The 20,847-nt window shown below is 69.7% G+C and carries 10 protein-coding genes; 5 read left to right on the top strand and 5 right to left on the bottom strand.

Translation table 11 applies throughout. The features are described from left to right. Positions 1 to 325 precede the first annotated feature (325 nt). The 5 genes from ACFYUY_RS23945 (at position 326) to drmB (ending at position 13,413) form a co-directional block, all read left to right on the top strand. Entirely contained in the window at positions 326 to 979 is a 654-nt protein-coding gene (locus ACFYUY_RS23945; RefSeq protein ID WP_387903430.1) for a hypothetical protein, read from the top strand. Between the two features lie 1,233 nt (positions 980 to 2,212). Next, entirely contained in the window at positions 2,213 to 6,931 is a 4,719-nt protein-coding gene (locus tag ACFYUY_RS23950; RefSeq protein ID WP_387903433.1) for a sacsin N-terminal ATP-binding-like domain-containing protein, read from the top strand. Further along, positions 6,928 to 8,448, top strand: coding sequence for an NERD domain-containing protein (locus ACFYUY_RS23955; RefSeq protein WP_387903435.1), 1,521 nt, complete (start codon positions 6,928 to 6,930; stop codon positions 8,446 to 8,448). The genes ACFYUY_RS23950 and ACFYUY_RS23955 overlap by 4 nt, the downstream gene beginning before the upstream one ends. Before the next feature lie 2 nt (positions 8,449 to 8,450). Beyond that, positions 8,451 to 11,624, top strand: coding sequence for a helicase-related protein (locus tag ACFYUY_RS23960; protein ID WP_387903438.1), 3,174 nt, complete (start codon positions 8,451 to 8,453; stop codon positions 11,622 to 11,624). Continuing rightward, positions 11,605 to 13,413, top strand: a complete 1,809-nt coding sequence (gene drmB, locus ACFYUY_RS23965) for a DrmB family protein (RefSeq protein ID WP_387903440.1) — start codon at positions 11,605 to 11,607, stop codon at positions 13,411 to 13,413. The genes ACFYUY_RS23960 and drmB overlap by 20 nt, the downstream gene beginning before the upstream one ends. Before the next feature lie 223 nt (positions 13,414 to 13,636). Here drmB and ACFYUY_RS23970 read toward each other — a convergent pair whose 3' ends face one another. Genes ACFYUY_RS23970 through ACFYUY_RS23990 form a run of 5 tightly spaced genes read right to left on the bottom strand, consistent with a single transcriptional unit; the run spans position 13,637 to position 20,793 of the window. Beyond that, on the bottom strand, positions 13,637 to 14,407 hold the full coding sequence (locus ACFYUY_RS23970) for a DUF6339 family protein (protein ID WP_387903443.1): 771 nt from the start codon (positions 14,405 to 14,407) through the stop codon (positions 13,637 to 13,639). Then, positions 14,407 to 15,264 (bottom strand): hypothetical protein, encoded by an 858-nt coding sequence (locus tag ACFYUY_RS23975; RefSeq protein ID WP_387903445.1) that lies wholly within the window; start codon positions 15,262 to 15,264, stop codon positions 14,407 to 14,409. Before ACFYUY_RS23975 ends, ACFYUY_RS23970 begins: the two co-directional genes overlap by 1 nt. 41 nt (positions 15,265 to 15,305) lie before the next feature. Then, positions 15,306 to 17,192 (bottom strand): hypothetical protein, encoded by a 1,887-nt coding sequence (locus ACFYUY_RS23980; protein WP_387903447.1) that lies wholly within the window; start codon positions 17,190 to 17,192, stop codon positions 15,306 to 15,308. Next, positions 17,189 to 18,208 (bottom strand): PD-(D/E)XK motif protein, encoded by a 1,020-nt coding sequence (locus ACFYUY_RS23985; protein ID WP_387903450.1) that lies wholly within the window; start codon positions 18,206 to 18,208, stop codon positions 17,189 to 17,191. The genes ACFYUY_RS23980 and ACFYUY_RS23985 overlap by 4 nt, the downstream gene beginning before the upstream one ends. Continuing rightward, positions 18,205 to 20,793, bottom strand: a complete 2,589-nt coding sequence (locus ACFYUY_RS23990) for a Z1 domain-containing protein (RefSeq protein WP_387903453.1) — start codon at positions 20,791 to 20,793, stop codon at positions 18,205 to 18,207. The genes ACFYUY_RS23985 and ACFYUY_RS23990 overlap by 4 nt, the downstream gene beginning before the upstream one ends. Positions 20,794 to 20,847 lie beyond the last annotated feature (54 nt).

Consider the following 20,847-nt stretch of genomic DNA (forward strand, 5'->3'; position numbering starts at 1 on the left):
CCGCCCGCGGCGGGCGTGGCGCGTCCCGAAAGGACATCGGCTTGCACGGGTGGTTGGTGCCTCGCCGCAGACGTCCGCGGCGGTCCCAGCCCGGGGAGACCCGACCCGGCCACGGCGGCCCCGGGTATCCGGGTGCATCACGCGGGTCAGCAGGACTTCGTGGGCCGCGCACTGAGCGGACAATCTGACCTGGTATGCCCGATTCCCATAGTTGGCTTGAGTCAGGCACCGCCCCGGCGGTCACGTGGTCTTTCGGCGGCTTCTACAGTGTCCCGAGGTAAAGGGGCGGGCGGGGACGGTAGATCAGAAGGGCCGACTCAAGAACGTGGTGCGGATCGAGCGATTGGCGGATCTGAAGCCCGTCCACCGGCTTCAGGCCGCCGTCCTGGCCCTGTGGCGGTGGCGCGCGCCGATACTCGCATTCGAATTGGATGCGGAGTGGGGCGTCGACCAGTCTGTACTGGGGTCGCTGTTCCGGCTGGCCGCGTCACCCGCTGGTGAACAGTCGGATCACGCATACCGGCGCGCAGTCGCCGAGCTGTGCACGGCCCCGCTCTTCACGTCTGAAGTCAACCCGGACACCGTCCAGCTCTTCCAGCTGGAGACCATCAGCAACCTGTTGACCTTCGGCGAACTGCTGGACAAACCTGGTGTGGACGAAGTCGAGAGAGTGGTCGAAGCCTTTGCCGGCCTGGCGAACCACCTCGACGGTCTCGTCGAGGGTTCCTTCCACTCCCACCCCTCGGAGGAAGCCCACCGCCAGTACCTCGCCAGCCTGGCGGACCGGGCGCCCGGCGATGGCTATTTCTCGTCGCGCCACTTCGCTGTCGAGACCGCCTGTCACGGTGCTCTCGGGGTTCTCCCCGATTCCGCAGGGCTGCTCGACTCGTCCACGGGTCGCGAGTTGCTCGCGCTCTGCGAGGACTTCGGAGAAGAGCTCGTCACAACGATGCAGTGGCTCCGCATGACGGGCCACTAGCGATCGCGTCGTGAGCCGGGTGGCAGGTGCGGCAGCCGTGACGGACGGGTGGCCTGGAGCGCGGGCGGCTACGGGCGGCGCCGGATGAGAAGGCCCGGTTCGGTCTCGACGAGGACGCCCAGGCTGACCGGACGCTTGCGCTTGTGGCGCGTGCTCCCGATGTTCAGATCGCCGAGCGGCTCCTCACCGGGGCTCAGCGCGATGGTGTCCCGCTGCTGCCTGGCCCGAGGGACCTGGAGCCGGGGGTGAGCTGCTTCGGCACCGCGCGGCAGGCCGTGCAAGCACGCGGCCTCCGCGGTCCTCCAGACGGTCCGCACGCTCGACACCGACCCGATCGCGCTCCTGCTCCTGCTCCTGCTCGGCCGATCCGCCGGTGACTTCCTGGCCGGCGTCGCCGCCCAGGACCACTACAGCCTCACCCGCAGCTTCCGGCCGGGAACCCCGCCGAACTCCCCCGGGTGTCCGCCGACGACGCCTACGCAGGCCGTCCCCCCTCCGCCCGGCCGCAGCTTGTCCTCCCCACGCCCGCGGGGGTCAGCCGTGGCGACGATTCGAATCCACATCTCAGGGTGCGTCCCATCCATGTTCGGCGGCTTCGGTCCCGGTGTTGGTCATTCGAGGAGACTCGAAGGACTCAACCGGGTTCTCTGGCATCCTTCCGGATCGTGACCGCGCACCTTGTCCCCGACGAGCTGTGGGATCGGACAGCCCCGCCGCTGCCGGCACGGCCCGCGCGACGGCACCGCGATCCCGGCGGCCTGGGTACCCGAGCTGGTCGCGCCGGCCGGCATCGTCTTACGTCCTACGCGAGGGCGTCGCCTGGCGCGACGTACCGAGTCAGGTCGTCGGTCGCCGCGGAGTGACGCGGTGTTCGTCCTGGTCGGGAATATCTCAGTTCGGCCTCATACGACGTATCCGTCACCCCGTCAGGTTCGTTGGGTCTAGAGTCCTGTGCCGTGGGGATGTGCGGGCGACGTGTGTTTCCCGCCTGCAAGCGGTGACATCTGGGGGGTTCGAACTGCGGGATCGGCGCTCAATCCGGTCGATGACCCTCGGTGTCGTCTCCTGGCGCTCCGACGCGTACCTGCACCGGGGAGCGGTCGTATCCGAGGGCTCGCCCCTAAGAACGGTATCGGACCCGACGTCGCTTAGCTCCAGATCGTCTCAGGCCGCTTCGAACGGACGCACGATCGGCCGCAGCGCGGAAGGCCCAGACGCAAGGAGTACTCACCTGTGACGACGGCACGACAGTCGTGGGCGCCGGACACGTCTCTTGTGCAGGAGGTGCAGACCCAGTTCGACCGGGCCGTCGCCTCCTACCGGGCGAATCCGCACCTCGTGACCGAGCATGCGAACCACGAGGAGTCGATCCGGGTCGGGGGATACGCCAATCGCACGCTCCTCGAGCTGGTGCAGAACGCCGCCGACGCGATGTCGGGTGTGGACGGGGATCAGGGCGGTTTCAGCGGTCGCGTCGAGATCGTCCTCGACGCGGAACGCCGGACTCTTTACTGTGCCAACGACGGGCGGCCGTTCTCGAGGCACGGGCTCACCGCCATCACCCATGCACATCTCAGCGGCAAGCGAGGCGACGAGATCGGACGCTTCGGGCTGGGGTTCAAGTCGGTTCTCGCGGTCTCGAGCGCCCCGCAGGTGTTCAGTCGGTCGGTTTCGTTCGAGTTCAACTCACCTGTGGCCCGGGAAGAGCTTCGGAGGATCACGTCGGCCGTCAAGCGCTATCCGGTCCTGCGTACCGCGACGGTCCTGGACCCGGACGCCGCGTTCGCCACGGACGGCGTACTCGCGGAACTCGCCTCCTGGGCGTCCACGGTCGTGAAGCTCTCCGATGCGTCCGGCCTCGACAGGATCCGCCGGGAGATCGAGGAGTTCTCCTCGGAGTTCCTCCTCTTCGCGGGGGCGGTGCGGGAGGTACGTCTCAGAGTGCTCGGCCCCGACCCGTTCGAGACGACGCACACGTCACGGGATCTTGGCGGCGGTGTCTTCAGGATCGAGGACCCCGACGGCGACGGCGACGAGTGGATCGTCGAGGACCGGATGCACACGCCGTCCCCGGAGGCCCGCAGGCAGGTCGGCGAGGCCGTCTCCCGGAATCAGGTCAAGGTCACCGTCGCCGTGCCCAGGCGTCACGCGCGCCAGCGCGTCGGGCGTTTCTGGTCCTACTTCCCGCTGCAGGACCGGACGTCGGCGTCAGCGCTCTTCAACGCGCCGTGGAGCGTGAACGACGACCGGACGACTCTCCTCAGGAACGACTACAACCGGGAGATCCTCCGGACCCTGTCGGAGATGTTCGTCGGCATGCTGTCGCGGGTGGCGACGGCCGAAGACCACGCGGCGCACTTCGATTTCATGCCGGCGCGTGGACGGGAGCAGCAGTCCTTCGGTGACGAGCTCCTGTGTGCCCACGTACCGAGGATGGCGGCCGGACTCGCCCTCGTGCCCGACGCCGGCGGGGTCCTGCGTCGGGCCGGCGAGCTCCGTCCGCTCGACCCGATGTTCCCGGTCGACCCGGACGACCACCGCGGCTGGACCGAGTCGCCGCACACCGGCCGGGACGTACCGCACTGGCGGTGCCACTCGTCCCCGCAGCGCTCCATGCGTCTACGGCAGATGTTCGCCGCGTCGGTGTCCGCCGATCTTCTGGACGGCGACGACAGGAGTATGAAGCGCGCCTTGGAGGCACTGCCCAAGCGGGGGCTGCTCTCCTGGCTACGTGAGTGGGCCGAGGGGACGGACGACGTGTCCGCCGCGAGGGCGTTCAGGTTCGTCCTCGGAAGGGCCGGGAACAAGGACTTCCCTGGGCTGGACAGGGCCAAGGTGATCCCCACCACCGACGGCATGTGCGCGCTCGACGACCGAAGCACGGTCTTCCTCCGGCAGGAGGAGGGCGTCGAGATCGACGGGGCGGTCTTCGTCTCGCCCGGATTCCTGGCGCTGCCCGGTGTGGAGGCGGACCTCAGGAAGGCGGGGTTCCGGGATCTGGATCCGGTCGCGATCCTCAACGCGCGACTGGCCTCCCTGACGTACGACTCGGGCGACGAGGAGCTGGTGGGGCTTTGGACCGCGGTCCTCGACGTGCCCGTGCCGACCGCGTCGAAGACGTTGGCGGGTCGGCCGGGCACGGTCAAGGTGCCCACCGTCGACGGTGGGTGGGGTTGGCCTCACCTGGTATTCGACCTGGACGCGCCGTTGGGCGACGAGAACGCGGGCAGGTCGTTGGACCGTACCCGGTGCATGCCGTCGGTCGCCCACGGGTTGGGGGTGGTGCGCGATCCGGTGAAGGGCTACGCGCTGGAGGACGAGCCGTGCCTCGAGCGATACCGGGAGTGGGTTCTGGAGACGCTGAACGCGCAGCGGGGCCCCGGGGAACGGCCGATCGGGAACGTGGACTTCCTGCCCGGGGAGGGGCCGGGTCCGTTCTCGACGTTGTTCCTCCTGCGTGAGGCCCAGGCGTCGGACCAGCTTCGTGCGAGCTGGACCGTCGGCCTGCTTCAGGCGGGTGACTCCGACTGGACCTGCGAGGACCTCGACACGGGCACGGTGCACGCCGTCCGGTCCCCGCTGCGCTGGGCGGTGGAGCATGCCGGGCTGCTGCAGTCGAACCGGGGGTTCCGCGCGCCGGGCGACGTGGTGGCGCCGTCCCTCGTGCGATACGGGAGCCTGTTGCCCCTGTTCAAGGGGTCACCGAGGGTGGCCGACGTCCTGGAGCTCCCCGACGAGCTGGACGCGGTACCCGCCCATGTGTTCGTGGAGGCACTTGAGGCGCCGGAGTTCGATCCCCGGATCCCGGACGCCGTGCTCGTCGACTTCATCCGGACGGCGTGCCGCGTGGCCTGTCCCGGGTCCCGCCCGCCCGGGATCCCGGCCAGGGTGGGACGTGTGATCGAGCGGCGCTCGCCCTCCTCGGTGTACCTCGCCGTGACGGACGAGCAGGAGGAGTACCTCACCGCGCGTCAGCGTCCCTGTCTGCGGGTGACGCCGGAGCAGGTGGACGAGCTGGTGGAGGTGGTGGGTTGCGGGCGGTTCGAGGACAGTTTCGCGTTCTCGGTGATCGTCGAGGGCGCGCAGCACGGCGAGCCGGTCCTCGACGTCTTCACCGGGCTCCGTACCACTCTCGTGACCGACCGGTTGGTCGACGCGACCGTCGCCCACGCCGTCCAGGTGGTCAAGCGGGTGACCACGAAGGACGGCGTGGAGGACCAGTCGCTCGAGTGGCACCTCGACGGGCCGGCCCTGGTCGTCCGCGGCGACGCCGATGAGCGGCGGCTCCTGCGCGTCGTCAACGACGCCTTCGCGCTCGGGCTGACGAACGCCGAGCTCGAGGAGGTGCTCCGGAAGGGCCTCGACCACCGACTCGAACTGCTTCGGCAGGAGGCCTTGGCGGCCGGGAGCGATGAGGAACGCCTCGACCTCTACGTGGGCCCGGACGATCTGCGCGACGCCCTGCCCAAGGGACTGTGGCAGGCACTCGAGGCACAGGGCCTGGTCGACGACGACTCCTCCGTCGCCGAGCTCTTCCTGAAGGTCTACGGCTCGGACTCGGTCAAGCTCCTCGCGCCCACGTTCCGGGACATGGGCTTCCCCGACGTTCCGACGGCCTGGGCCGGTGGTCCCTTGACCGTCTCATGGCTACGGAGGATGGGCTTCTCGGCCGACTTCGCCGGCCGTCGGACGGCACATCAGCCCGCCGAGTTCGTCGTCCCGGGCGCCGTGAGGCTCAACCCCCTTCACGACTTCCAGAACGACATCAGTCGACGCCTGGCGGACATCCTCGTCTCGCGCGGCGAGGACGGCCGGCACCGTAAGGCGATGGTGGAACTGCCGACCGGTGCGGGGAAGACGCGCGTCGCCGCGGAGACCGTGCTGAGGCTCTTCGTCTCGGGACGTCTTCACGGCCCGGTGTTGTGGATCGCGCAGTCGGTGGAGCTGTGTGAACAGGCCGTCCAGACGTGGAGCACGGTGTGGCGTGGGCTCGGTGACGAGCGCCCGCTGACGATCGGACGTCTTTGGGAGAACAACGTCGTCCACGAGCCGGACACCGAGTTCGGCGTCATCGTGGCGACGGACGCCAAGCTCGACGTCGTCCGCGACACGGCCGAGTACGAGTGGTTGAGCAGGGCACACGCGGTCATCGTCGACGAGGGGCACCGCGCCGGGGACTCCGAACGGTACACCCGGATTCTCAACTGGCTCGGCGTGGCGGGTCGTGGTTGGGGGCGTCCCCTGGTCGGTCTCTCCGCGACCCCGTTCAAAGGCACCTCCGAGACGGCGACCGCCGCGCTCGCGAGCCGGTTCGGCAACCTCAAACTCAGCCCGTTCGAGGAGAACGTGTACGACGAGCTGGTGTCACGAGGGGTGCTCGCACGGGTTCAACACAAGGTGCTGGACGGGATCGAGGTCGTCCTGGAGCCGCAGGAGATCGAGGAGGCCACACGCCAGCGACGGATCAGCCCGACGGTCCTGGACCGCATCGGTCAGGACCACGTCCGCATGAAGACCCTCGTCGAGGACATCATCAGCCGGGACCCGAGCTGGCCGGTGCTCGTCTTCGCCCCGAGTGTCCTGTCCGCCCAGGTCCTCGCGGCGACGCTGCGCTATCGCGGCGTCGAAGCGGCCTCGGTCAGTGGACAGACCGGCAGGCAGGAACGGCGCGACATCATCGGGCGGTTCAAGGACAACAAGATCCGGGTCCTGGCCAACTGCGACCTGCTGATCCAGGGCTTCGACGCTCCGGGCGTGCGTGCGCTCTACATCGCCCGCCCGACGTTCAGCCCCAACGCCTACATCCAGATGGCCGGCCGCGGCCTGCGCGGCCCGAAGAACGGTGGAAAGGAGGAGTGCCTGATCGTGGATATGGCCGACAACTTCGGAGACGTCAGCAAGCTGCTCGGGTACCGCGAGTACGAGGACCTCTGGCAGGAGCAGCACGCGTGATCCTCGTTCCCGACCTGAAGGACATCGAGCGCAACGCCAGGAGCGACGCCGAGCGCCGGACCGCCCGTCTGCTGCACCGGATCGACGGCGACCCCGACGCCGTCGCCTTCCACTCCGTCAAGCTGCGCTCCCACGCCTACAAGCAGGAGGGCGAGGCGGACTTCGTCATCCTGTGGAAGAGGCTCGTGATCGTCGTCGAGGTGAAAGGCGGCGGGGTCCGCAAACACCAGGGCAAGTGGTTCAGCGTCGACCGTCGTGACGACTGGCACCGGCTCTCCGAACCCCCGAGGGCGCAGGCGGAGTCGGCCATGTACGCGTTGGAGAACATCCTCCGCGAGGAGGGCGTGGGCTGGTTCGCCCGCGAGGCCGTCGTCATCACGCCCGACATCGACTCCCCTCCCAGCGGACTCGGCTGGCTGCCGAGCCATTGGCTGGCGCGGGACGACATGAGCGTCGCGGGACTCACCGCCGCCTTCGACACGCTCGCCGAGAAGGCGACCGCGCCGCCGACCGGCCGCCGGCTCGCACGTATGGACGACCTGCGGGCACGTCTGTTCGGCGAGTTCGCGCGCATGCCCGTGATCGACGCCCAGCGCGGAGCGGTCATCGAGGAGCAGAACCGTGCCACGGAGGGCCAGTCGAGGGTGCTCGCGTCCCTGGCCCGTAACCCGCGCGTGATGGTGTTCGGCGGTGCGGGCACCGGCAAGTCGCTGGTCCTGGTCGAGGCGGCCAAGCAGGAGGCGGACCAGGGACGGTCCACCCTGATCACGTTCCGCTCCCCCGAGCTCCTGCGGTTCTTCGCCCCCCATGTCGTCGACCGCGACATCGACGTGGTCCCGTTCCACCGGCTCGCCTCGGGTAGGACCTACGACGCCGTGTTCGTCGACGAGGCCCAGGACCTGATGACCGCCGAGGCGATGGACACGCTCGACGCGGTCGTCGCGGGTGGGCGGGCCGCGGGCCGGTGGCGCATGTTCCTCGACACGAACAACCAGGCGCACGTCGACGGGGGATTCGACCCGGACGTGTTCGTCCTCATCGCCCCCGAGGCCACGCCGGTGGACCTGAACCTCAACGTCCGCAACACCCAGGCGATGGTGCACATGGTGCAGGAGTACCTCGGCGCCGACGTGGGAGACCCCGGCATCGTCCACGGGGAACGGGTCCGGTGGCACACCTGCGACGGGTCCGCGGACGTCCGACAGGCCGAGCCGGTGGCCCGGGACCTGGTGGCCGACGGAGCGCGCCCCGACGACGTCTGGATCATCGATGTGGCCTCGGACGCCGCCCCCCACGTGACGGACGACGGCTTCCTGGTGACGAGCCCCCGGTACGCCAAGGGCCTGGAGGCGGAGCACGTCGTGGTCTGCGACCTGCCCGAGACCTACGATGCGGCCGGGACCGCGGCGCTCTACGTCGCGGTGACCCGAGCCCGGGTCTCGCTGCACATCACCGCGTCCAAGGACGACAGACGGCGCCTCCAGCAGCTGCTGCGACAGCGGTCGGTGACGCGATGACCATGACCAGGGCACAGAAGCTCGCACTGGACCACCTGCGGGCGGCGTATGCGGGGCCGGAAGGCGGCGACGAGGAGGAGGTGTTCAACCTCCCCGACCGGCAGTACGCCGTCGGCATGCTCTTCCCGTCGCCGGCACCCGGCTCGCAGGACTGCGAGAACGACCCCGAGAGCGGTGTCGAGGACGGGACCGTGGCGGACGTGATCTCCGGGGAGAACGAGGAGTACGGCGCCGCCGTACCGCTCGCCGAGGACTGGCGACCCTCGTCCGTCGCAATCTCCTTCGTCACCGACCGGCCCGGCGTCCTGTGCGACTTCTCGGGCGGGACCTACGAACCCGTCACCGACGACGGCCCGCCGCGCTGGCGGCGTCGTCCCTTCACTTTCGACGACCGGGAACTCGCGCGCGAACTACCCCCGCACGTGTTGGAGACGGGCGGTGTGGCGTTCGAGCTCGGTTCCCGATGGCGCCGGTACGGCGACGCCCATCTCGTGACGGTGCACGCACGGGTACGGTCCGAGTCGACCGCCAACGACCGCAAGGACATCGCCCGGACGCTCTTCCAGGTCGCGCTCGCCGTGAGGCCGCAGCCCGGCGGCCGGATCCTGGAGTACGACGCGACGAAGTCCTTCGACCTGGACGACGAGTCGGCGGAACTGCGCCTTCGCTATCGGGACAAGAAGGTCTACGCGGTGGGGCACGGCATGGCCGCCGATTGGGAGGTGGAGGACGACGAGTGCACGCGCGTCCTCCTCGACCCCGTGCCGTCGTTCGTCGTCCCGGCCGTCGAGACCGTCGGATTCGACCCCGATTCCGAAGCCGCCGGAGCCCTCGTGCTCGCCGACCTCTCACGGATCGACACCCGGCCCGAGGAGGTCCTGCCGATGCTGGACGCCTTCGTCACGGCCTTCGCCGGCTGGGTCTCACGGCAGGAGCGGCGCGTCCAGGGGTTCGGGGCCGACGCGCCGGTCGCACGATCGATCACCGGGCGGGCGCGAACCGCCGTCGAACGCATGGAGGCCGGTGTCGACCTGCTGCGCGCCCCGGAGCGGGACGGACTGCGCACCGCGTTCGCGCTGGGCATGACGGCGATGCGGTTGCAGATACGCCAGACGAGGATCCGACGCGGCGAGGAGGCGGGGGAGCCGCGATGGCGTCCCTTCCAACTCGGTTTCCTCCTGGTGGCCCTGGCCTCCACGGTCGACGAGAGACACGACGACCGGGAACTCGTCGACCTGATCTGGTTCCCCACCGGCGGCGGGAAGACGGAGGCCTATCTCGGACTCGCCGCCGTCGAGATCTTCCACCGACGGCTCGTCCACGGTCCGAAGGGCGCGGGCACCGCGGTCATCACCCGTTACACACTGCGGCTGCTGACCTCACAGCAGTTCCAGCGGGCGGCCTCGCTCGTGTGCGCGATGGAGATCCTGCGACACGACGACCCGCGGGCGAAGGGCATGACGCCGTTCTCCATCGGCCTGTGGGTCGGTAACGAGGTCACGCCCGCGACGAAAGCGGACGCCAAGAAGGCCCTCGAACGGCTCCACAAGGCCGCGCGTCCCGAGGAGACGAACGAATTCCAGGTCGAGGGCTGCCCGTGGTGCGGCGCCCGGCTCGTACCGGAGTCCAGGTCCCACGACCGGAACCGGTACGGCTTCCGTCTCGTCGGCAACGACGTCGTGATCCACTGCACGGACGGGGACTGCCGCTTCCGGGAGAGCCTGCCCGTGGCGGTCGTCGACGACGTCCTCTACGCGCAACCGCCGACGATCCTGCTGGCGACCGTCGACAAGTTCGCCCGTCTCCAGTTCAACACCAAGGCGGGCAGCCTCCTCGGCCTCGGTACCGCGTTCCGCCAACCGTCCATGATCATCCAGGACGAGCTGCACCTCCTGTCGGGACCGCTCGGTACGACGGTCGCCGTCTTCGACGCCGTGATCCAGCTGCTCCTGAGCCGGAACGGGGCGACGCCCAAGATCATCGCCTCGACCGCCACGATCCGGGCCTCCGCGGAACAGGTGCGCGGACTGTACGGGCGGGACGTCGCCCTCTACCCTCCGGCGGGACTGGACGGCGACCGGACCTTCTTCTCCCGCCCCGTCGAAAGCGGCGAGGGCCGCCTGTACGTCGGCCTGATGCCGCAGTCCCTCTCACAGGTGTCCGCCGTCATCTCCGCGGCCGCCCCGCTGCTCGAGATCCCGCAGGCACTCGCCACGGCCCCCGACCCGGGCGCCACCCGCGACTCGTACTGGACGACCGTGATGTACCACAACAGCCTCCGCGAACTGGGCCGCACGGGGACGCTGGTGGTCGACGACGTGAACGGACGCCTGGAACCGCGCTCGGAACGACTGGGGCTGCCGCTGCGCCGGGTCCGGGCCGGGCGGGTCCTGGAACTCACCAGCAGGCGGGGGCCGGAGGAACTGCCCAACCACCTGCGCGAACTCGGCTTGAGCGCCGACCACACCGACGACGCCGTCGACGTCGTCCTCTCCTCGAACATGCTGTCGGTCGGCATCGACATCCCGCGCCTGGCCCTGATGCTGATGGTCGGACAACCGAAGACGACGTCCGAGTACATCCAGGCCACCAGCCGGGTCGGCCGTGGGACGAACAACGGCATCGTGACCACGTTGTTCCGATCGAACCGGGCCCGCGACCGCTCGCACTTCGAGTCCTTCCGCGGCTACCACGAGGCGCTCTACCGCACCGTGGAACCGACGAGCGTCACCCCGTGGTCGACCGCCTCGCGCGACCGGTCGTTGGCGGGCGCCCTGGTGGCCCTGCTGCGTCACTCGGTACCGGCCCTGGCGGCGAACGACGCCGCCGCCGAACTCGACCTGGACGACGTCCGGATGCGCGACGGGGTCGAACGGATCGTGGCGGCCTTCGTCACCATGGTGAGCCGCTCGGAGCACGTCGAGGCCGAGGAGACCGAGGAGCAGATCCGCCTGCTCCTGCGCGAGTGGGACCGCCGCGCCAGGCTCGCCCGCGAGGACAAGGCCCCCTTGATGTACGACTACCGGAAGGCGGAGGACGCCGCGCTGCTCAAGCGCTTCGGCCAGCGCAGGGAGGGGTGGATCGTCGGCGACTCGATGCGGTCCGTCGAACCCTCCGTCGCCGTCCAGGTACGCGAGCCGCTGGAAGGAGCCGGCAGTGGAACGAATCCTGCATGACCTACGCCTCTCGGAGACGATCACGCCCTTCGGGGTGGGCGCCGTCGTCGACGTACTCGGGGAATCGCTGATCGCGCCCGACACCTCGTGGTGGGATCGCAAGTCCGCTCCGGAGATCCTCTGCGAGCGGCTGCTGACACGGCTGGGGACCGGAGTGCTGCGGCAGGCCCCGTCCCACTCCGGACGGGCCGCCAGGGAGACCGCGCACCTGCTCTACTGGCGCTTCCCGGCCTGGCGATTCTGCGAGCAGTGTTCGACGCTCTCGAAGGCCACCGGCACGTACAAGGGCCGCTGGGACAACACCTGCAAGTGCGGCGGGGCGCTCGTGCCCATGCGCTACGTGGCCGTCTGTCAGAAGGGGAGCCACATCCAGGACGTCCCGTGGTTCAGGTGGGCGCACAGAGGCCACGACGCGGACGTCACCGACGCGGTGAGGTTCTGCCGCGCTTACAAGGAGCTGAAGTTCGTGCGCTCGACGCGGCACGGTGAGGGTCTGGCCTCGCTGCGCGTCCAGTGCGACGGCTGCAAACGCTCCCGCCCGCTCTCCGAGCTCGTGGGCAAGGACTCGCTCCACCGTGACAACATCCGCTGCAAGGGCACCCAACCCTGGGAGGACCCCCAGCCCGACCACACCTGCGACCACAGACTCGTGGCCGTCCAACGCGGCGCCACCGGCAACTACATCGCCGACCGGCTCTCGGCGCTCGACATCCCCGAGGAACGTCCGCAGTCCGCGCGGACCGCGGACGACGTCCGTAACCACGACCTGTTCGCCAGGGTCGTCGCCGACAACGGCGGCCCGAAGGCGGACATGCTGGCCGAGATGATCGCGGACGAGTTCGGGATCACGCCCAAGGACGTCCTCGCCGTCGCGGCCGCGGGCGACGACCCCGCCGACACCCCGCTCCTCGACCTGAAGGACGGTGAGTGGGCCGCGTTCCTCAACAAGCTCCAGAACGGCAGGGACCACGGCGGCGGCGACTTCGTCGTCGACGGCTGGAAGGTCCCCGCCGACACGACCTGGCCCACCGCACTGACCGATCGACTCGGCGGCGTCGGACAGGTACGCCGGGTCCGCGAGGTCAGCGCCCTGCGCGGCTTCCGCCGCCACAGCGCAGAGGCCGACCTCGTCCCCGCGCACCTCGGAACCGACCGCAATCGACGGCCGGTCTACCCCGCCGTCGAGATGTTCGGCGAAGGGATCTTCCTCCGGTTCGACGAGGACCGGGTCCGTGCCTGGGAGGAGCTCCCCGAGGTCCGCGCCAGGGCCGGGATACTCGCACGACGACGCACATCGAGTCCGTGGGCGCATCGCCTCGACCCGCCCGAGCCGCGCTTCATCGCCCTGCACACGATCGCCCACCTGCTCATCCGACGCCTCGCGTTCGCCAGCGGGTACGCCTCCGCGGCCCTCCAGGAGCGCATCTACGCCCATTCCGACCGACCCGATCGCACCGCGGGGATCCTGATCTACACGGCGGCCGGCGACGCCCAGGGCACTCTCGGCGGACTCGTCAGGCTCGGCGCACCGGACAAGCTCCTCCCCCTGCTCCTGGCCGCCCTCAACGACGCGGACGTCTGCTCCAACGACCCCGTGTGCATCGAGAGCGACCACCGCGGCTCCTCATCCCTCAACCTGTCGGCCTGCCACGGCTGCGCGCTCGTCAGCGAGACGTCCTGCGAGGCGGCGAACCGCCTCCTGGACCGCCAACTCGTCCTCGGCGGCCGGAACGTGCCCGGCTTCCTCGAGGACGTTCTCGAGGAGATCCGCCGCACGGCGGTCGTGTAGCCCTGCGGCTCGCAGGAGCACCCCCGCGTGCACGGAGGCGCTCCGCCGGCGCCGGGGGTGCCCGGCGGCGGAGGGCCGGCGGTAGGGCGGTGGCCCGAAGGCGGGTCACCGAGGACGGCACGGAGGAGGTCCGGTACGCCGGGATCGGGTCGACCGCGCCCTCCCGGCGCGACCCGGGAGGGCGCGGTCACCGCTGTTCGAGGATGAGGCGCACGGGCTCCCGTCAGCCTCGAGTGGAGAAGCTTCGGAGTGACTCGTCGGCGAGGACCTGAAGTTCTCCGTCGAGGTGCTCGACGGACAGTGAGTCGAAGGATATGAAGGCCTGAAGCCGCAGGATCCGCTTCAGGAGGTCTCGGAGGAAGTCCCGTTCCGTCACCGTCTCCAGGGGGATGTCGATCTTCTGCCAGACCCTGAGGATGCCGCGCACGATGTGCGGACTGCCGCCGATGGAGGTGCGACGGGCGTAGATCTGGTCGAAGGCGGACTCGCCGAGGACGGAGAGGGCCGCGTAGAGGTCCTCGGGTTCGGCGTCCCCGTCGTGGACCAGGTGGGCTCGCCACCAGAGTCGGCCGAAGACGTGACGGGTGACGTCCGTGCCGAGGACCCGGTCGTGGTGGAGGTCGGTGTACCGCCATGCGGCCACATCGGGCATCACCACGAGGGAGAGGAAGGACCAGAGGTCGCCGGCGACGGCCTCCGCGGGGATGATCCCGGAGTCCCGGTGGAGGATCTCGGCCACGGCGATGTCGAACCCGCTGGCCTGCTTCCGGTTGTGCGGCGCCGGGAATCCCTTCTCGCGGGCCACGTCGACGAGGGCCCCCCGCAGCCTGAGGAGCCGCTCCGGGGGAAGCCGGACGCCGCCGGTCGCCGCGTAGAACATGGCGAGGTGCGTCTGAGCGGCGTGGGCGCTCAGTTCGTCGGGTGACTTGCCGAGGTACGAGGCCCTCAGGTCCTTGGCCGCTCCTGCGAGCAGACGTGGGAAGAGGTAGGCCATCAGGTTTCCTTCGCGAAGAGGCCGACGGCGCTCTGCACGCGGGCGGAGAAGTAGGACGGGTCGCTGCGGCGCGTGAGTCGGAGCGCGGTCAGCGTCATGTCGGGTAGGTGGGTGCGGACCGCTCCGAGGAGCATGTGGCCGAGGGTGTCCGGCTCGAAGGTGGACCCGTCGTCGAGGTCCTCGTTGCCGACGGCGTGTTCGATCATGAGCCGTACGACGTCCTGGCGCAGCGCCGACTGGATCAGTCGTTCCGCGTGGGTCGCCTTCTCGGCCTTGCGCATGGCGTCGAGGACGAGAGTGGTGCGGCTGTTGACCAGGAGCAGGACCGCTCCCATGGTGGCGGCTTCGAGGTTCGGCCCGATGTCGAGGTACCAAGGGGCGTCCTCCGGGTAGCCCGCCTCGGCGAAGTCGACGACGGCCATCGGGAACTGCGAGGCGTCGCCCTGGAGGCGGACCTGCGCGTGGTGTCGCCACAGGATGGACCCGGCGCGACGGGGACCCGTGGGGTCGGGGTTGTCGAGGGGTCCGGCGAGGACGATCTGGGTGTCGATCGACAGCGTTCCTCCGCTGTCCCGCCCCGGGACCGTGAAGGCCAGGCGTACCGACCTCCTCCCGCCGCCGGTCAGTCGTTCCTCGGCGGCGAGCATGCGCAGGCCGGAGCCGGAGGAGTTCCACACGGTGGTGAGGGCGAGTTCGGCGTCCGCGGGCAACGCCGCGCTCTCACGGGCCGTGTCGAGGTCCACCTCGACGGTGCATTCCAGCTCGAGGTCGCGCTGGTAGTCCCAGTCGACCACCGAGGGGGGAAGGGGGATCCCCCGGCCGTCCTCCTGTTTGAGGAGCCATCCGTCGGTGGTCACCGTGTGCGGGTGTGGGCGTCGGTAGGGGTAGGCGCGGCGGCTCACGCGTCACCGCCTTTCCGCTCGGCGGCCACGACGATCTCGGTCACGGTGTCGGGTGCCGGTCGGACGACCAGCGACCAGACGCGCCCGTCGCCTCCGTCGGTGTGGAGTTCGTCGGCGCGGTGGAGTTCCCCGTCCTCCGTGCGCCACCCGAGCACGGTCGGCACGGATGCACCCCGGGGTGGATCGCCCTCGCGCCCGACGGCGTCGTTCAGCGCCACCGCGAGTCGGCTTCGGACCAGCTGTTCCCCGGTGTCGACCAACTCGAATCGCTGCACGAGGACGGCACGTCCGTCCACGGTGTCGTGGAAGGGCTCGTCCAGGTATCGCAGCCTGGCGCCCCGTCCGCCGTGTGCCGTCGGACGGGCGGGCGCGCCTGATCCGGCGTCCCCGGGATTCGGGGCGCCGGCGTCCGGGTGGCCGCCGGCCGGGCTCGGGGAGCGTGTGTCGTCGGTCGTCGGGAAGACCGCGGAGCCGCCGTGTCCGGGGGCTCCGGCCATCAGTCCCGCCATCATCTTGCTCATGCCGGCCAGTGAGACCCCGTCCCCGGCGTTGTTGGCCACGGCGGCGGGGCCGGAGGCGGCTTTCATCTCGTCCGCGATCTTCTTCAGGGCGTGTTTGGCGAGCTTGCGCTCGTCCAGGTCCTGCAGTCCGTCCACCAGCCAGTCGTCGTGGCTGGCCGGCTCGGAGAGTGCGAAGACGCGGTCCATGGCGTCGTCGGCGCGGAAGACTCCGGCGTAGCCTCCGTGGTCCTCGAAGAACGGCGGACCTTCGAGGTACTTCACCACAAGATCGACGGGGCGCATGAGGCAGGTGTGGTGCAGCCGGTCGCCGATCCCGGCTTCCCGGGCGACGGCGGGCGGTTTGCCGGGCGGTGCGATGAACTTGCGGATCCCGAGGCGCCCGAGCGGGCGTTTCATCGTCTTGTGCTCGATGAGGACGTCCATGTCGCCGTGGGCCCGGACGAACGGACGCAGGTGCGGCACCTCGGACGGTCGGGGGATCCGGACCTCCGTCCCGTTGTGGGTGATCGAGAATCGCATCGGAGCGTCCCCGCCTTCGGGGAGCATCTTGGGCCAGAGGTTCCAGACGATCGCGTCGGCGATCCACCGCATCGCCTCGGCGTCCTCGCGGTCTCCGAATTCGGGCTCGATCACCGCGACGGTGGTGCCGGTCTCGCCTTCGGGCAGTGCCTTCAGTCCGAGTTTCCGGGCGACGTCGTCGGCTTCCGCGCCGACGAGCGGTTCGACGTATCCGTCCTGGACGCGTCCCCAGTAGTGCCGCCCGGTGAACGTCTTCGGGCCCTCCACGGTGTCGGTGTCGTAGCTCGTGTGGACGGCCCACCCGATGAGGCGGGTCTCGAGGCGGTCGCCCACACGGCATCGGGTGTGGACGAGGACCGTGTGGGGCTTGGAGGTGAGATGGAAGACCACCTTGCCGTAGCCGTAGGTGCCGCCGCGGCTGTCGAGGTCCTGGGAGCTGCCGGTCTTGCGGACGAAGGAGACGAAGTCGCGGTCGCCCTCGGCGACGACGTCGGCCCTGGTCGGGCCGCCCAGCCCCTTGGTGCCGGTGTCCGTCACCGTCAGGACGCGGAGGACCGATCGGGCGAGGGAGGCGCGCAGCTGGAGGTGCTCGGTGGTGGGGGCGTTCTCGAGGAGCAGGTCCCGCCAGACCGGCGCTTCGGCGGGGCTCAGGGTCCGCAGCTCGACGCGGTAGTCGACGGGGCCGTGGCCGCTCCGGGCGTCCCAGCTGTTCTGTGCCGACTCGCGGACGAGAAGGGTGAGCGGGTCGAGCTCGGTGGCGTCGAGGTGGCGGAGGATGCCTTCGCCGGCGCCTCCCCCGCCGGGTCCGTAGGACTCGGACAGCCACCGTGGCGTCGTGGTCACGTGGGCTCTCCCATCCGGGTGAGGAGGTCGTTCACGGCCTCCTTGGTGAGACGGTCGGTCCGGACGCCGGCGAGGTCCACCGTGTAGGTGACGTCGAGGACTCCGGCCGGGACCTCCGCGCCCGGTATGGAGCTCGTGGTGAGCTTCGGGAATCCGTCGTCGACGGGGTACCAGCGGCTCTCGACCGGGGACAGCCGTCGGCCGTCCTGGTCGTGATCGGACCCGCGGTAGCCGACGGCCGCGAGTTTGGTCAGGAACGCGGCCTCGTCGTCGCACAGATCCCTCGCGTGGGCCACGAGTTCGTCGAGGGTACGTCCCCCCGGATCCGGCTGAAGGCGGTTCCAGGCGAGGAACAGCTCACCGTCCTTCGGCGGTTCGAGTTGGTCGAGGCCGTGGACCTGGAAGAGCCTCCGCTCGGAGGCCGTGGCGCTGGTCTTCACCTCCACGGCCAGGCGGCCGTCGGTGAAGTCGTGTCGTTCGCCCTCGGGGCCCGTCCAGTGGCGGACGGCCCCCGGGTCGAGTTCCAACAGGCCGATCAGGACGAGGAGTTCCCCGAAGAGTCCGACGGCCTGTTCGTCCGTCAGGACGCGTCGGCCGCCGCTGAACAGTCGCCGCCAGCGTTCCACGACCGCGCGGGCGGTGCGGTAGGGCCGCTCGCCGTCGGCGGCCAGCGCGAGGAGCACGTCACGGCAGAGGGCGGTGAACACGTCGTCGAGTTCGCGACTCGTGCAGGCTATGTCGGCGAAGCGGCCGTAGCTCTCGTCGTCCTCGAGTGGGCGTTCGAGGATCCGGAGCGACCCGCTCGCCATCCCCGCCGAGAGGCGCTGTCGCGTCGCCAGCGGTATCAGCAGGTGCCTCATGCCGCCCGCGTCGACCGCCGCCAGGAGAGGACCGTGGGCGGTCGTGACCGGAAGGGCGGACGTCCTCAGGACGTGTCCCGGCTTGACCGGGGCCGCGTCGAGACCTCGCCAGTGGTCGTCGAGGACGAGACGGGGGTCCGGCTCGGGCTCGCTCATCTGTCGTCGTCCTCCAACAGCAGGGCGAGCTCGTCCTCGTCCATCCCGTCGAACTCGTCGTCGTGGACGACGTCCGAGAGGTCGGCGCTGTACCACTCGACCTCGCTGTCCTCACCACGGGGCAGGGGGAAGACGAGGCCGACCCCGATGACGTGGTCCACGGCGTCCAGCGGCACGCGGCGTTCCTTCGTGGGGGGCGAGACCCTGTCGATCGGGTAGAGGGTCAACAGCGCGGTGTCGGGGCACTGGGTCCGTCGTGCCAGTTTCAGGTTCTTCTCGGTGATCTCCTCGAACCCGCTCAGGTCGAGGTCGACACCGGCGTCCCGACGGCTCATGAGGGTCTTGATGTCGGCGGCGTCGTGCCCGCTCTCCAACTTCGCACGGACCACCCGGTCCACGGCGACGCCCTGGGCGAACTCGTAGGCGGCGTCGGGATCGCCGGTGAGCGGGTTGCCGATGACGGCCACGTTCCACCGTTTCAGGGCCCCGCCGCCCGGTGCCTTGATCCGCCTCTCCACATACCGTCGGAGCAGACCCGCGTCGCAGTCCATCGACTTCTCGTGGAAGCGGTAACGGTCGAGGAAGTCGAGGACCATGTCGTAGGGAACGTCGCGAAGCAGGTGCCGGCCCCGGTGGGAGCGGTCCTCGTGCCGGGCCCCTCCCATGCGGAGAGCCTGTTCGACGAGTTCGCCGGCGGCCTTGCGGTTGGCCCGCAGCCATTCCGCGTCGGCCGTGCGGAAGTAACGGGTCTGCACTCGCTGCCCGCCGTAGGCGGCGCTCGCCTTGACCGCGTCGCGCATCTTGGTCGCGGCGGTGATGCGCAGCGCGGGGTGGTTGCGCAGCCGGACGGCGAAGGTCAGCGGGGTCTTGTCCTCCACCAGGTAGGAGTCGATGTCGCGCCTCATCTCCGATTCCACGGTGGCGATGTGGCGGAACCAGTCCCGCAGTTCGTCGGTCATCCAGATACGGGGAAGGTCCGCGTAGCCGTCCCTGAACCCGAACCACCGCCCCATCTGGAGCAGCGTGTCGTAGGTGGAGGCGCCTCGGACGAAGTAGCTGACGGCGAGGCCTTCGAGGGTCAGGCCGCGGGAGAGCGTGTTGCCGCCGACGGCGATGGCGACGATCGGGCCGGTCTCGTAGTCGAGACGTTCGACGCTCTTGGAGTTGTCGAGGATGATCCGGCAGTCGTCGACGACTCCGGCGAGCTTCGGGAGGAGGTCCTCGAAGGGCGTCTTCCGCTCGTCGAAGTCCTCTCCGGGCACCCGGGCCGTCTCCGTGTCCCACAGTTGACGCAGTTCGTCGAGGAGTTCCGGTTCCCCGGCCGTGATCATGTCGGACGTCGTGGACCTGAAGCGCTTCAGGGGTTCCTCGAAGCTCCGGTGGACCACCGTGCTGACGCTGGTGTGGACGAGCATCGTCGAGTGGGGCACGCCCCGTCCGCGTACGCGTCGGGCCGCGGTGGCGAGCCAGAAGTAGAGGACGGCGGTGCGGAGGGCGCCGTCGATCTCGGGGCTGAATCCGTCGATCTCGTCGCGGCCCGGTCGGACGAGTGCGATCTCCTCCTCCGGCACGGTCCGGATCATGTCGTAGCCGTCGGGCACGTCCTGCGGGTCCTCCCCGTCCAACGGCTCCCGTCCGAACAGCACCTCGGTGCCGAAGTGTCCGCGTGGCTTGGGCAGGTTGACGATGAAGTCCCGCGGATAGAGGTCTTTGGCCGTCGGGTCGATGAGAAGGTTCGCGAACGGGGTGGCGGTGTAACCGACGTATCCGCCCCGGGGGAACAGGTCGATGATCTCGCGGATCAGCGGGTTGGTCCGCTTCGACGCGATGCTCGCCTGGTCCGCCTCGTCGTCGATGATGAGCGTGGGGCAGTTCTTCAGGTGTTCGGGGGCCTTCTCCAGCCAGTCCTTGAGCTTCTTGAGCCGAGGGACGTTCTTCTTCACGACGCACAGGACGTGTTGCTGGCTCTTGTTGGTGAAGAACGCGGCGGGGTTGCCGGCGGGCGGTTCGAAGTCGCCCTCGACTCCGGTGAGGGGGTGCCACTGGTCGATCACCGGTTGGAGGAGCTGTCGCTCGAGCCGCAGCTGGGTCTGCCGGCGCAGACCGTTGTGGATGCCGGCGAGCACGATGAAGAACTTGTACCCCGCGTCCGCGGCCTTGGCGATCAGGGCGGTGAAGTTGGTGGTCTTGCCGGACTGCACGTAGCCCACGACGAGCCCGCGGGTGGAGAACTCCTTCTCCTTGGGGTGGTCGAGCATCGAGACGACCTTGGTGGACGCGGCGTCGAGGTCCCGGAGTCCGTCGCCGTGCCAGGACGGCTGCCGTCCCAGCAGGTCGTGGAACGCGGGCCAGCAACGGTCGCCCTCCTGCGGGCCGACGTACCAGGTCTCACGGTTGTTCCGCACGACGGAGCCGGGCTGACGCTTGTCGCGGATCTCGATGGTCTCCCGCTGATGGCGTTCGGCGATCCGCTTGACGAGATCCTCGCCGCCCCCGAAGAGCTTGAGCTTCCCCAGGGCCTGCTCCGGCGTATAGAGCCTGATCAAGCTCCGGAAGGTCTCGTACTGCTCGTCGAACTCGTCCACGGATCCCCTTCCGCCCCACACCCCGCCCGGCACGAGACCCCTGTCGGGCCGGAC

The sequence above is a fragment of the Kitasatospora sp. NPDC004745 genome (assembly GCF_042873275.1).
Taxonomy (GTDB): Bacteria; Actinomycetota; Actinomycetes; order Streptomycetales; family Streptomycetaceae; genus Kitasatospora.

What these genes read in the sequence shown, in the direction of transcription:
- ACFYUY_RS23960 (WP_387903438.1), top strand. Translation starts at nt 8,451, where the DNA reads ATGACCAGGGCACAGAAGCTCGCACTGGACCACCTGCGGGCGGCGTAT.
- ACFYUY_RS23970 (WP_387903443.1), bottom strand. Translation starts at nt 14,407, where the DNA reads ATGGCCTACCTCTTCCCACGTCTGCTCGCAGGAGCGGCCAAGGACCTG.
- ACFYUY_RS23985 (WP_387903450.1), bottom strand. Translation starts at nt 18,208, where the DNA reads ATGAGCGAGCCCGAGCCGGACCCCCGTCTCGTCCTCGACGACCACTGG.